Raw genomic sequence first — 14,098 nt, forward strand, 5'->3', positions numbered from 1 at the left:
GGTATCATTTGGAGGAACATCAAATATACCAGATAAGAAAGAATACCTAATAAATTCTTGAAACAGATATTGAATATAACAAAGCCAGCCTAGATAGCAAAGATAATATTTTATAAATTCCATATTCTTAACCTATTAAGTGGACAATTTTATAAAGCGAGAATCATAAAGGATAAACCAAGTACCATTATTTTCGTAAGAGAACTAAAAAAGGATCGGAAGATAAACTTGGGTATGGAACCGGGTAATTAAAAAACACAAGTCCAACAAAATCACCATTTATTTAACCTATTAAAGCTTTTTATTTATACAAGGGAAGATGTAACGATAGAGGAGATATTAAAAGTACAAAAAGAAATAATGCCTGGAAGGGGTGAGATAGTTATGACAATCATGGGCGTTTTTCAATTAAAAATTTTTTACTAGCTTTAATAAACTTTTCTCTTTCCTGAGTTTGACAGTTACATAAATGTAAGAATTATAAAACAGGCATGAATAAATACAAAAAAGTGTTTTTCGCTTTCTCTGTTTTTCAAAAGTGTCACTACATATCTTTCTTTTCTTTTGTTTATGAGGGTTTGCACAGTAATTTAATTGAATATTTTCTTTTTACTCTTATTTCTTTTTACCAAACGCCTTCCAATGGTTGATTAAATAACCTTTTCGATTAGTAAGTTCAATATAAAATCATTATCTTCAAAGGAATGTTCCCTTCTCTATTTTTATATTCTGGAAACATAATTCTCTATATTCTGGCAACATAATTTTGTTAAAATTTGCATCAATTATATAAAATTAATTCAAGGTAGGAGGCCCCAGATTTGATCAAAGTAGAGAATATCAAAAAATACTATGGAAAATACCTCGGAGTAGAGGACATTAGCTTTAACATAAAAAAAGGTGAAATATACGGCCTTATAGGTCCTAATGGTGCTGGGAAAACAACGACTATAAGAGCTATGATGGGTATGATTTCAATTGATGAAGGGCGAATTACAATTGGGGATAAAAGCATCCCACACGACTTGAAGCATATAAAAAATAAAATTGGTTACCTCCCTGGAGAAGTCAATTTTTATGAAAATATGAGAGTAAAAGATTTTTTTGATTTTAACGATAGATTTTATAAAAATATTGATAAGAAATATGAAAAAGAGCTAATAGATCTATTAGAACTTGAAACAAACAAAAAGTTCAAAGAACTTTCAATGGGAAACAAGAAAAAAGTTGGAATAATACAAGCCATTGTACACAGACCCGAGTACATAATTTTTGATGAACCTACCAACGGTTTAGACCCTCTTTTGCAGCATAAATTATATAATATTTTAGAAAAAGAAAAAGAAAGAGGCGCTACAATTCTTTTTTCATCACATATTTTATCGGAAGTTGAAAAAATTTGTGATAAAGTAGGGATAGTAAAAAAAGGCAAAATAATAAAAGAAAGTAATATTGAAGAGATCTCTAAGGTATCTAAAAAAACAATAACAATCTACAAACTCAAAGAAAGAAATAAATTCAATGATTTTGAAATAAAAGAACAGACGGATTCTTTTATAACTTATCTAGTAAAAAATGATGATTTAAATAGTTTTTTTGAAATTTTATCTAAATGTTCATATGAAGACATTGAAATTAAAAGACCGTCTCTCGAAGAAATATTTATCGATTATTACAGGAGTGATGAAGAATGAACTTCAATTTATTAAAAAAAGAGCTTAAATTCACATATAAAAATACAATATTATGGTCACTGTTGTTTGTTTTATTTACCGGTATGTATATACCTATGAGTAATCAAATCCTTTCCCAGTCTAATAATGTATTAGAACTAATTAATAATATGCCCAAATTTTTACTCGAATCTTTCAACTTTAGCGAACAAATATTTACTAAACCAGAAGGCATATTCGGGTCAGAAGGTATGAGCTTTGTTTATTTATTAGGAGCTGTTTTTTCAGCGATGCTTGTGGGGAAAGTTTTTGCAGATGAATATGAAAAAGGAACCATAGAATATTTGAGCGTAAAACCAATAAGTAGATCAACTTTATACATAACTAAATTCACGAATATAATGATAAATATATTATTTTTAAACATTATTTTTACCCTTTCAGTTGTTTCTATGTACGCTATTTTTATGGAATATGAATATAATCCAGAAATATTGTTAGCTTTTGGAATATATTCGCTCACAGTACAAATATTTTTCTCTTCAATTTCTGTGATAATAAGCATACTCACCCAAAACAATTCTTCAAACTTGGGTATCTCGCTTAGTATACTAATTTTCATGTATTTTGGAGATACTATGGCAAAGACTATAGAGGCAACAAGTTGGATAAAATACTTCAGCATATTTAATTATATTCCTTTGATGGAAACCGTTTTAGAAGAAAAAATCTTTTGGGTAAATTCATTAATAATTTTACTAATATCTTTTGGAATATATTATTTTTCTTATTACCTATTCAAAAATAAAGATATTAATGTATGAAACTTTCAATGTTTTGTATATTTTCCAAATCCTTCAAACTCTGAAGAGTCTGAGCAAGTTCGGGATATTCCATACAAAGCCGAGAAATCTCATCCAAATCGACACCGGCATTCTCGTAAACCACAGGAGGAACCTTAGAACCACGAGAAACTATGTAATTTTTATTGAAAGAACCATTGAAAAAGCAAGAATAATTCTCACCAGAATCTCTAAACTTCTTAACCCATTTTTGGATATTTCTGACAGGGATGTTGTGAGTTTTGCTAAGTTGAGAACAAGAAACGCCTTTTTCGACATGCTCTTTAACAACGTTGGCCTTTAACTCTGGAGGGTAAGACTTCACAAAAATCACCTCTTTTAAGAATTTATATTTATATCTATTTTACTACCATGCCCCTCAAAACCCCAAATCTCATGAGGACCACTTGTGGCATTTTCCAATTAAAAATTACTGCTAATTTTGATGAATTCTTCCATCTTGCTATGGCTAAACAATTTTGACTTCTTCTTACTTATCGTTTATTCCTATTTATTATTCTCAAGAAAAAGAACTTTCAGTCTGAAAATCTCCAAAATGATGCTTAAATATAATGTTTTAAATGTATTTCCAAAAAATACGAAATATTATTATAACCACTAAAAATTTATGGTAAATGTTATTTTTTATAGTATTATAGCATTTTTCAGAACATAGAACTTATAACAAGTGCCATTGCCAACGTTTCTGGATCAAATCATAATAAAAACACCAAAGGAAAATATCTGTTTATTAAAATTCTCTAATAAAAGTTAATGCGTGATTATTATTAATATTACATAATATATGTGAGAAGGTGGTAAGTTTGAAATTAAAAGTAGTTGGATATTGGGGTGCTTATCCAGAGCCAGATTCAGCCACTTCATGTTATATTGTTTCAGATAACAATTCAAAAATTGTTATAGATATGGGTTCAGGAAGCCTCTCAAAATTGATGAAATATGAAGACATAAATAAAATAAATGACGTTATAATTAGTCATTTTCATTATGATCATTTTGTAGATGTTTATCCGCTGCAGTTTAACTCAATGATCCAACAAGATATAGGAAACAGAAAAGATCCTGTTAAAATCTATACTCCATATGACCCCCTATATTCTGAAGCTATGAATTATAAAACGTTCACAAAAAATATTTTCTATAATCAAGGTTCAGTTTTCAATATAAACGGTTTTATCACAACATTCTTAAAAACAAATCATGTCATAGATTCTTATGCTGTAAAACTAGAAAAAAGTGGAAAAACTTTGGTTTATACAAGCGATACAGCATGGTCAGACGAATTAGTAGAGTTTTCTAAAAATGCTGATTTATTAATTAGCGAAGCAAGCCTTTTTGATGAAATGAAGGGTAAGGTAGAAGGCCATCTAACCGCAAGCGAAGCTGGGAAATTGGCATATTTAGCAAATGTAAAAAAACTTCTTCTAACTCATTTCCCACATTTTGGCGTTATTGAGCTACTTAAAAAACAAGCTTCAAAATACTACAAAAAAGAAATTATTTTAGCGGAAGAAAATTTAACTATAGAACTTTAGACACTTTATAAAGAAAAAAATTTTGAAAATGGGAGGTGGTTTTTATTGGGATTATGGAATACGATAAGATGTCGCATGTTTCAGAGAATAAGTAAAAAAGAGTTTTTAATACTAAAAAATGCATAAGGAGAAGAAGTATTTTGTAAAAAGCTTTTTATAATCATGATTTAATAAGTGTTTTAGAGTTTCTAAATACAGAATATAAAACTCTGGTAGGAGGGCTAGCATGAAAAAAATTAAAACGATTCTCTTGTTTGTACTGATTATGATTTTGACTGTTAACATCTTTTCAGCAAATGAACCAAAGGGAGAGGCCATATATGGGGGAGAGGTGGTTGTTGCAGTTCCTCAAGATCCCGATTATCTAGATCCTCACAAAGCAGCTGCTTCAGGTACTGAGGAAATGATGTTCAATGTTTTTGAAGGACTTTTAAAACCAGATCCTAAAGGCGGAGTTAGGCCTGCCGTTGCAGAAAGCTATGAAGTGTCAGAAGATGGCTTGATTTACACTTTTAAAATTAGAGATAATGTGTATTTCCACAATGGAGAAAAAGTTACGTTAGAAGACGTTAAATATTCTTACGAAAGGCTGATGGGGGTATATGGCGAAGTACTTTCATCTGAATTTGAACAATATGTTGAAAGCGTAAAAATTATAAAACCTGATAAAATAGAGTTTAAACTCAAAAAAATTAATACTGAATTTTTATACAATTTTACAGAAGCAATATTACCAAAATCAAACGATGGTAAACACAACACTAATCCAATTGGTACAGGTCCATTTAAATTTGTTGAATATTCACCAGGACAAAGAGTAGTGTTGGAGAAATTTGATCAATATTGGGATGAAAATTTGCCTTACTTAGACAAAGTAGAATTCAGAATAATTACTGACCCGCAAGCTTCGCTAATAGCCTTTAAAGCTGGAGAAATAGATATGATTCCAAGGCTTGGTACAGAATACATAAATCTTATTGGAAATAACGGATATACAATAAGCGGAGAACAAAATATGGTACAAATATTTGGACTAAATTTACAAAGAAAGCCCTTTGACGATGTAAGAGTTAGAAAGGCGATGAGTTATGCTATTGATAAAGATCTTTTGATTCAAGCAGTTGCAGGAGGTTATGGAACCAAACTTGGCTCTAATATGTCACCCGTTATGGAAAAATATTTCAAAGAAGGTTTAGCTGATAAGTACTCACCTGATATAACAAAGGCAAAAGAACTATTAACTCAAGCAGGTTACCCAAATGGTTTTGAAACTACCATAACTGTACCTTCAAATTATAAATTCCATGTTGATACGGCACAGGTACTCGTAGAAATGTTAAAACAAATTGGAATTAATGCCAAAATTGAACAGGTTGAGTGGGGAGTATGGTTAGATAGAGTATATGCTGGACGAGATTATTACTCCACAATAATAGGATTCACAGGAAAACTTAGTCCTTACGACATATTAAAAAGGTATATGAGTGACTATTCCAGAAACTTTTTTAACTACAACAACCCTGAATACGATCAAATAATGCTAAATGCTGTAAAAGAAACAAATATAGAAAAACAGATAGAATTATATAAAGAAGCACAAGTTATATTATCAGAAGATTTACCAGCTATATTCTTAATGGATCCAAACTTTATAGTAGCTTTACAAAATGATTTGGCAGGATACACCTTTTATCCATTATATATACAGGATATGTCAGTAATACATTATGTAAAATAAGGGTGATTTGATTTGCTATATTATATTAGAAGAACTTTTACCATGGTCGTAACAATTTTTATAGTAAGCCTTATAACATTTTTTGCTTTTCAAATTATACCTGGAGATCCTGTCCTTTCAAAATTGGGCATGGATGCAGACCAAGCACAAATAGATGCCTTGACAAAAGAATTAAATTTAGATCAGCCAGTCATCAGGAGATATTTTTCCTGGGTGACTGGTATTTTTAAGGGTGATCTTGGTGTGTCCATAAGATATGATAGAGAAGTAATAGATATGATAATTTCAAGATTACCGGTTACTTTTTCTCTAACAATTATTTCAATGTCATTAGTACTCGTTTTTGGCATACCAATAGGAATTCTTTCCGCAAAATATGACAAAAAGGCTTCTGGTTTTTTTATTAATTTTATAACTCAAGTGAGTATGGCTATACCTTCTTTTTGGACTGGCATATTACTAATGTATCTTTTTGGTTTGATACTAAATTGGATCGCGCCTGGAGCCTATACCCCTTGGTCGGAAAATCCTTTCGAAGCTTTTAAATCATTAATCCTACCTTCCGTTGCAATAGCGATACCCAATATAGCTGTAGTTGTGAGATATCTCAGAAACACTATTTTAGAACAGAAAAATCAAGATTATACCAAAACGGCTTTTTCAAAAGGGGCCAAACCGGGTTATGTTTTAACAAAACATATTTTGAGAAACGCTCTTATACCAGTTACCACCGTTTTAGGGATGATAACTGCCGAAATATTGGCAGGAAGCATAATAATAGAACAGGTTTTTAGTCTGCCTGGTGTTGGAAGCCTTTTAATAAATGCAATTTCAACTCGTGATCTTCCATTAGTTCAGGGCATGATCCTTTATTTTTCAATTTTAATTGTACTTATTAATTTTATAATAGATATTATTTACAAACTCATAGATCCGAGAATTAAATATACTTAAGGAGACTCCAAATGAAAAAAAACACAAATTTTAAAATTGGATTTTTCATTGTTTTATTTTTGTTTATTTTGATGTTAATAAGTCTTTTTTATACTCCATACGACGTTACTCAAATGGATTTTTCAAATAAATTAAAAGCTCCATCTTGGGAACATATCATGGGAACTGATAATTTTGGAAGAGATATCTTCAGCAGAATTATGGTTGGTTCTCAAACGGCTTTTTTTGTTGGGGGTTTGGCTGTTGGAATCGGATTATTTTTTGGTGTTATTTTAGGGGCTATTTCAGGATATTTTGGTGGCATTATTGACGAAATCATAATGAGAATTATGGATGCTATGATAGCATTTCCGGGAATACTTTTTGCTTTGATGTTCGTTGCTATTTTTGGTGTGGGTATAACAAATACTATAATAGCCATAGGAATAATGGCTATCCCAAATTTTGCAAGAATTGTTAGAGGAAGTTTTATGCAGCATAAACAATTTGATTATGTCAAAACCGGTATCGTCGCTGGGGCATCCTCTTCAAGAATCATATTTTTCCATATATTGCCAAATGTTTTATCCCCCATAATAGTTGCATCATCTTTGGGCTTTGCTACAGCGGTTCTCTCAGAGGCAGCTTTAAGTTATCTGGGGTTAGGAGTACAACCCCCCTACCCAAGTTGGGGAAGAATGTTAAACGAATCTCAAGTTTATTTAACTACAGCACCTTGGTACGCTCTTGCACCTGGTATCATGATTACTTTAACAGTTTTGGGATTCAATTTTCTTGGAGATGGGCTTAGAGAGCTCTCAGACAAAAGGAATTGAGGGATATAAATGTCAAATAGTTTATTTTCTATCGAAAATCTCACAATCAGTTTTGAAAATGAAAAAAAGAAAATTATTGCTGTTAACAACGTCTCATTTGATATAAATAAAGGTGAAATTGTTGGATTAGTTGGAGAATCTGGTTGTGGTAAAACGATTACTTCTTTAAGTGTAATAGGTCTTTTACCTAACAGTGCCATCTTAAACTCAGGAAAAATTCAATACAATAAAAAAGATATTTTAGCCATGGAAGAAAAAGAAAAAAGAAAACTCCGAGGAAAGAAAATCTCGATGATTTTCCAAGAACCAATGACATCGTTAAACCCCTTGTGGAGATGTGGAAAGCAAATAGGTGAAGCGATCAAGCTTAATAATAAAATAAACAAAAAAGTACTTAAAAATAGAGTTTTAGAAATAATAAAAAATGTAGGGTTGCCAAATCCAGAAACTATATATGGTAAATATCCACACGAGCTTTCTGGGGGACAAAGACAAAGAGTGATGATAGGTATAGCAATAGCAAATCACCCTGATTTAATCATTGCTGATGAACCAACAACTGCTTTGGATGTAACCATTCAGTCTCAAATTTTGGAGTTACTAAAAAAAATAAACAAAGAAGAAGGATCTTCTATTTTATTCATATCACATGACCTAGGAGTAATTCACGATATTGCTGATAGAGTTATAGTCATGTACGCGGGGTTTATTGTAGAAATAGCTTCAAGAATAGATTTGTACTCAAACCCAAAACATCCTTACACTTTGAAATTGCTTCAATCCATACCTTTACCAGAAAAAAAAGGAAAAAAACTAGAATCAATACCTGGTATTGTTCCAAGAATAGATTCAGATATCCAATATTGCCCTTTTGTAGATAGATGCCATGCTGCAAAAGAAATTTGTAAAGAACAATTACCAAAATTGGAAGAAAAGGGTAACAACCATTTTGCGAGATGTCATCTCATTTGAGAGGTAGATTATATGGAAGAATATATATACGAAGTAGAAAATTTAAAAAAATTTTTTAAACTCCCTAAGAAGAGCCTATTCAAAAAAAGAGATATTTTAAAAGCTGTAAATGGAGTCAACTTCAAAATCAAAAAAGGAGAAACATTTGGCTTGGTTGGAGAATCTGGTTGTGGTAAAACAACACTAGGTTACAGTCTTATAAAACTTTACAACCCTGATGAAGGAAAATTAATATTTAAAGGGAAAGATATAACAAAAATTGAGGGTAGTGCACTAAAAGAATTTAGAAGCAATGTTCAAATTGTTTTTCAAGACCCATACAGTTCTTTAAACCCAAAGAAAAAAATCGGTTGGATTTTGGAAGAACCTTTAAAAGCTCACGGATATAACGATAAAAACCAAAGATATGATAAAGTCTTAACTATGCTCAAAGAAGTGGGATTTAACGAAGAGTATTACAAAAGGTATCCACATGAGCTTTCTGGTGGACAAAGGCAGCGTATAATGATAATACACGCTTTGATGTTGAATCCAGATTTTGTCATTTTGGACGAAGCTGTTTCTGCATTAGATGTTTCTGTACAATCTCAAATTTTGAACCTCTTGAACGAGTTACAAAAAGAGTTTGACCTTACTTATTTATTCATTTCGCACAATTTAAACGTTGTTCATTACATAAGTGATAGAATAGCCGTAATGTATATGGGGGAGATTGTTGAGCTTGCTACAGCTTATGAAATATACCATTCACCAAAACATCCTTATACACAAGCTCTTTTTTCTGCAATTCCAAAAATAACAAAAGATGGCACAAAAAGAATCATCCTTTCTGGGGATTTACCTGATCCTTCAAATCCTCCTAAAGGTTGTAAATTTCATACCAGGTGTAAATACGCACAAGATAGATGTAAAAATGAAGTTCCAAAAGATTATGAAGTAAAAAAAGATCATAAAGTTAGATGTTTTTTATATGAGAATGGAGGAAAAGATGAAAATATCCATTTTATCCGACATACATGTAGACGAACAATTTATTGAATCTGATCCTATTGAAGACGCACTGGTAAAAGTATTAAACGAAGAAAAGCCCTATTATTTAATAATAGCTGGAGACATAGCAAATGATTACAGAAAAAGTTTAGAAATATTGTATTTGCTTGAAAAAAAGACTGAAACAAAAATATTGTTTGTTCCTGGAAATCACGACTTATGGAACAAAGAAAACGACAAAGAAAACACAAATGAAATATATCTTGAATTGAAAAAGTTTAAAGGGAACTTATCGAATGGTCCTGCAATTATAGGTGATTGGGCAATTGTCGGCGATGTTGGTTGGTATGACTACTCTTTTGCTGACGAAAGGTATAGTTTAGAGCAATTGTCTGTGGGAAATGATTTTAACAGAAATTGGAAAGATAAAAAATACATAAATTGGGAAAAAGATGATATTTCCGTAACGAAGTGGTTCAAAGAAAAATTAAACAAACAAATAGATGATTTAAAAGATAAGAATATTATATTGGTAACCCATGTAGTAACTCACGAGATATTTACAGTTAAAAACAGAGAAATGTGGAAATATTTCAATGCATATTTGGGAACGAAAAATTACGATGAACTGTATAAAAAAGAAAATGTTAAATACGTGATCATGGGTCATGTTCATTATAGAAAAAAAGCTATGATAGATGAGAAGCTGTTTATCTGCAATTGTTTAAATTATAGAGATCAATGGCTATATTCAAAAGATGCTTATACAGAAATAAAAAAAGCTCTTGCAACTATAAATATTTAATATTTGTGTTAGATTATATCCACAATATCACTTCATGAATAGGTTCATACTTTTTCTTTGGTTCTATTTTCTTTTTTGAATTCTTTTGGATATCTCTTTCTTGAAAGAGATATCTCTTCTTATATCTCTCAAAAACTTTTTCATGCTTACTTTCAAAAGAGAGAAGGTTAGGATATCATTTCAAAGACTCGAATTATGATCTGACCAATCTTTTTCACGGACATTTAATATTATCTAATACGGTTTCCTTACAAGGTATCTCCCTATATGATATAATGTTATTGGATATTAGAAAAAATAAAAGGGGGATATCGAGTGTCAATTTTAGAACATATTGAAAAAAATCAATGGGGATATACAACAGAAGGCATTCCAGTAACTTTGTTCACATTAAGAAACGAGAATGGAATTACGGTACAAGTAACAAATTATGGTGCTACTTTGGTTTCTTTGTACTTACCTGACAAAAAGGGAGAACTGGAAGACATAATTTTAGGATTCGATACCGTTTCAGATTATGAAAAACCCAACCCACAGAATCCATTTTTCGGCGCTACAATAGGACGACATGCAAATAGGATAAAAAACGGGCAATTCTCACTTGAAGGTAAAAATTACACCTTGGCTCAAAACAATAATTCAAACCATCTTCATGGGGGAATAAAGGGGTTTCAAAAACAGATATTTCAAGCTCTAGCTTTTACAACCGTTGAAGGACCTTCTGTTCGTTTCAAGCGTTTAAGCCATGATGGTGAAGAAGGTTATCCAGGAAACTTACTTGTAAGCGTTACTTACACCTTAACCAACGATAATGAATTAAAGATTTCTTATACCGCAACTACCGATAAAACCACTATTATAAATTTGACAAATCACAGTTATTTTAATTTAGCAGGAGAAGGTAGAGGAAATATTTTTGATCACCAGTTAGAACTTTTTGCCAATCATTATACACCTGTAGATGAAACGCTAATACCCACAGGAGAAATAAAAAGTGTCAAAGACACGCCTTTTGATTTTACAGTCCCAAAAATTCTTCGAGAGGTGCTCAAAGATCTGAAAGATTCTCCGTTAGAAGGAATAGATCATAATTTCGTATTAAACAAGGAAAATAGCAAAATATCCTTAGCTGTAAGGTTGGTTGAACCCACAAGTGGAAGAGTGATGAAGATATACACAACAGAGCCTGGAATTCAAGTTTATACAGGTAATTTTGTTGATACTTATGGAAAAGAAGGAAAACACTACGGAAAATATTCTGGAATAGCCTTGGAAACACAGCATTTTCCAAACTCTCCAAACCAGAAAAACTTTCCTTCCACAATTTTAAGACCCTCAGAAGTGTATTCTTCAACAACAATTTACAAATTTTCTATCGTGAATTAGAGAAAATTTAGGTTTTCTAAAGCTAGTAAAATAAATTGTTTCATGGAGGTAAAAGTATTGGATATAATCAAAACAATAACAGAAGATCTGAACATAAAACTATTTCAAACTGAAAACACTATAGAATTATTAAATGAGGGAAACACCGTACCTTTTATCAGCAGGTATCGAAAAGAAAGAACAGGTAATTTAGATGAAGAAAAGATTAGGCAAATAGAAGAATTATTTAAATATTATCAGAACTTAGAAGACTACAAAAAAACTGTCTTAAAAAGCATCGAAGAGCAAGGTAAATTAACAGATGAACTAAAAGAAAAGATCATCAACACCAAAAAAATGACTGAATTGGAAGATCTGTATCTTCCTTACAAAAAAAGGAAGAAAACCAATGCAGACAAAGCTATAGAAGCTGGTCTTGAACCTGCAGCAAACAAAGTGTTGTTAGGTAATATCAAATCTTTAGATGAATTAGAAGAATTTGTATCTGAAGAATACGACAATATTGACAAAGTGGTAGAAGGTATTTCCTACATAATAGGTCAAACCTTTGCCCATGACAAAGACAATCGGGAAAGTCTAAGAAAGTATTATGAAAAATTCGGCAAAATTCACTCTGAAAAGAAGAAAGAGTTTGTCGAAGAAGCCACTAAGTATGATATGTATCATGAATTCACTCAAGAAATTTCAAAAATACCCAATTACAGGGTCTTAGCTTTAAACAGGGGCGAAAAAGAAAAAGTATTAAATGTAAGATTAATTATCGATGACGAGTGGCTTGATAAAGAAAAATCTAAATACAAAACAGGAAATGAGATCTGTGATGAAATAATATCCAAAGGTTTGAACTATGGATTCACAAATATGTTAAACCCATCAATAGAAAGAGAAATAAGACAAAATCTAACAGAAAAAGCAGAAGAAGGGGCGATAGATCTCTTTGCCAAGAACCTCAGACAATTATTATTAACACCTCCTTTAAAAAACAAAAGGATCCTAGCAATTGATCCTGGTTTCAGAACGGGATGTAAAGTTGTAGCATTGGATGAAATGGGAAATTTTCTCGCTAACGATACGATATACCCCGTTCCTCCACAAAACGATGTAGAAAACTCAGAGAAAATTATGATGGGTTTAATTAAAAAGTATAATATAAATCTAATAGCGATAGGCAACGGAACAGCTTCACGAGAAACTCAACAATTCGTCGTTGACTTAATAAAGAAAAATAAGTTAAATCTTAAGTACATATTCGTTGATGAATCTGGAGCTTCTGTTTATTCCGCTTCTAAGTTGGCAAAAGAAGAGTTTCCAGAATACGATGTAACTGTCCGAGGAGCTATAAGTTTAGGAAGAAGAATACAGGACCCTCTTGCGGAATTTGTGAAGATTGACCCAAAATCTATAGGTGTTGGCCAGTATCAGCATGATGTCAACCAGAAAAAATTGAAAGAAAAGCTTGACGCAACTGTGGAAAGCGTGGTTAACCTCGTTGGTGTTAATTTAAACACAGCTTCATATTCTTTATTAGAATACGTTTCGGGAATAACGATTAGCCTGGCAAAGAAAATTGTCCAATACCGCCAAAAGAATGGCTCATTCCAAAAAAGAGTTGATCTCTTCAACGTAAAAGGCTTTGGAGAAAAAGCCTTTGAACAAAGTGCAGGATTTTTGAGAATAATAGATGGGGAAAACCCGTTAGAAATGACGGGAATACACCCAGAAAGTTATGAAGCAGCAGAAAAATTAATAAATATACTTGGCTACACCTTGGATGATTTAAAAATCAAAGAAAAATTGGACCCCTTGAAATTAAAAGTTTCGCAACTTTTAAACGAAAAAGAAAATCTTAAATCAATATCCGAAAAATTGGAAATTGGGGAATATACACTGATTGATATACTTAAAGAACTTCAAAAGCCTGGCAGAGACCCAAGGGATGAAATGCCTCAACCTCAACTTATGGATGATATTCTAAAATTTGAAGATCTTAAAGAAAGTATGAGATTATCAGGTAAAATAACAAATATTACTGATTTTGGTGCTTTTGTGGATTTGGGAATAAAAGAAAACGGCTTGATTCATAAGTCAAACCTTGCTGAAAAATTTGTTGCTCATCCTACGGATATTGTACAAATAAACGATATCGTGGAAGTGGAAATAATAAACATTGATAAAACAAGAAGAAGAATTGGTTTAAGACTAGTAAACATAAAAAAATAAAAACTTTATCTTTATTTTGAGATTTTGAGCGTCCTTTTTTATGGACGCTTTTTTATTTATTTCTTAATAATATTTCACTACTAAATTCAAAATATATACCTTTATTTTTAACCTAAACCCCAAATAATCTGATAAAATATTGATAAG

The 14,098-nt window shown here is 31.5% G+C and carries 12 protein-coding genes; 11 read left to right on the plus strand and 1 reads right to left on the minus strand.

Annotation, left to right across the window (positions count from 1 at the left end; translation table 11 throughout):
• The first annotated feature begins 821 nt into the window (after window positions 1–821).
• Together X925_RS09135 and X925_RS09140 are read left to right on the plus strand one after the other, a co-directional pair.
• Complete coding sequence (locus X925_RS09135; protein ID WP_121959752.1) at window positions 822–1,694, plus strand: ABC transporter ATP-binding protein; 873 nt, start codon at window positions 822–824, stop codon at window positions 1,692–1,694.
• Entirely contained in the window at window positions 1,691–2,497 is an 807-nt protein-coding gene (locus tag X925_RS09140) for an ABC transporter permease subunit (RefSeq protein WP_103065047.1), read from the plus strand. Before X925_RS09135 ends, X925_RS09140 begins: the two co-directional genes overlap by 4 nt.
• Here X925_RS09140 and X925_RS09145 read toward each other — a convergent pair.
• The gene (locus X925_RS09145; protein WP_158245456.1) at window positions 2,487–2,840 is read right to left on the minus strand and encodes a transposase; all 354 of its coding nucleotides are present in this window, start codon (window positions 2,838–2,840) and stop codon (window positions 2,487–2,489) included. The two genes, X925_RS09140 and X925_RS09145, sit on opposite strands and share 11 nt — an antisense overlap.
• A gap of 499 nt (window positions 2,841–3,339) precedes the next feature.
• Here X925_RS09145 and X925_RS09150 point away from each other — a divergent pair, with 499 nt between their 5' ends.
• From X925_RS09150 to X925_RS09190, 9 genes are all read left to right on the plus strand, one after another.
• On the plus strand, window positions 3,340–4,071 hold the full coding sequence (locus X925_RS09150) for an MBL fold metallo-hydrolase (protein ID WP_158245457.1): 732 nt from the start codon (window positions 3,340–3,342) through the stop codon (window positions 4,069–4,071).
• A 226-nt stretch (window positions 4,072–4,297) separates the two neighbouring features.
• A complete protein-coding gene (locus X925_RS09155) occupies window positions 4,298–5,809 on the plus strand; it encodes an ABC transporter substrate-binding protein (protein ID WP_121959755.1) in 1,512 nt (503 codons plus the stop codon).
• 12 nt (window positions 5,810–5,821) lie between these two features.
• Complete coding sequence (locus X925_RS09160; protein ID WP_121959756.1) at window positions 5,822–6,763, plus strand: ABC transporter permease; 942 nt, start codon at window positions 5,822–5,824, stop codon at window positions 6,761–6,763.
• 11 nt (window positions 6,764–6,774) lie between these two features.
• The gene (locus X925_RS09165) at window positions 6,775–7,578 is read left to right on the plus strand and encodes an ABC transporter permease (protein ID WP_121959757.1); all 804 of its coding nucleotides are present in this window, start codon (window positions 6,775–6,777) and stop codon (window positions 7,576–7,578) included.
• A 9-nt stretch (window positions 7,579–7,587) separates the two neighbouring features.
• Window positions 7,588–8,550: an ABC transporter ATP-binding protein gene (locus tag X925_RS09170; protein ID WP_121959758.1), complete on the plus strand. Its 963-nt coding sequence runs from the start codon at window positions 7,588–7,590 to the stop codon at window positions 8,548–8,550.
• A gap of 12 nt (window positions 8,551–8,562) precedes the next feature.
• Entirely contained in the window at window positions 8,563–9,588 is a 1,026-nt protein-coding gene (locus tag X925_RS09175) for an ABC transporter ATP-binding protein (protein ID WP_121959759.1), read from the plus strand.
• Window positions 9,539–10,345 carry a metallophosphoesterase gene (locus X925_RS09180; RefSeq protein WP_158245458.1) on the plus strand — a complete coding sequence of 269 codons (807 nt, stop codon included), beginning with the start codon at window positions 9,539–9,541 and terminating at the stop codon, window positions 10,343–10,345. Before X925_RS09175 ends, X925_RS09180 begins: the two co-directional genes overlap by 50 nt.
• A 315-nt stretch (window positions 10,346–10,660) precedes the next feature.
• A complete protein-coding gene (locus tag X925_RS09185) occupies window positions 10,661–11,731 on the plus strand; it encodes an aldose epimerase family protein (protein WP_121959761.1) in 1,071 nt (356 codons plus the stop codon).
• Window positions 11,732–11,788: 57 nt separating this feature from the next.
• The gene (locus X925_RS09190) at window positions 11,789–13,951 is read left to right on the plus strand and encodes a Tex family protein (protein WP_121959762.1); all 2,163 of its coding nucleotides are present in this window, start codon (window positions 11,789–11,791) and stop codon (window positions 13,949–13,951) included.
• The last annotated feature ends 147 nt before the right edge of the window (window positions 13,952–14,098 follow it).

The sequence above is a fragment of the Petrotoga sp. 9T1HF07.CasAA.8.2 genome (genome assembly GCF_002895585.1).
Classification (GTDB): domain Bacteria; phylum Thermotogota; class Thermotogae; order Petrotogales; family Petrotogaceae; genus Petrotoga; species Petrotoga mobilis.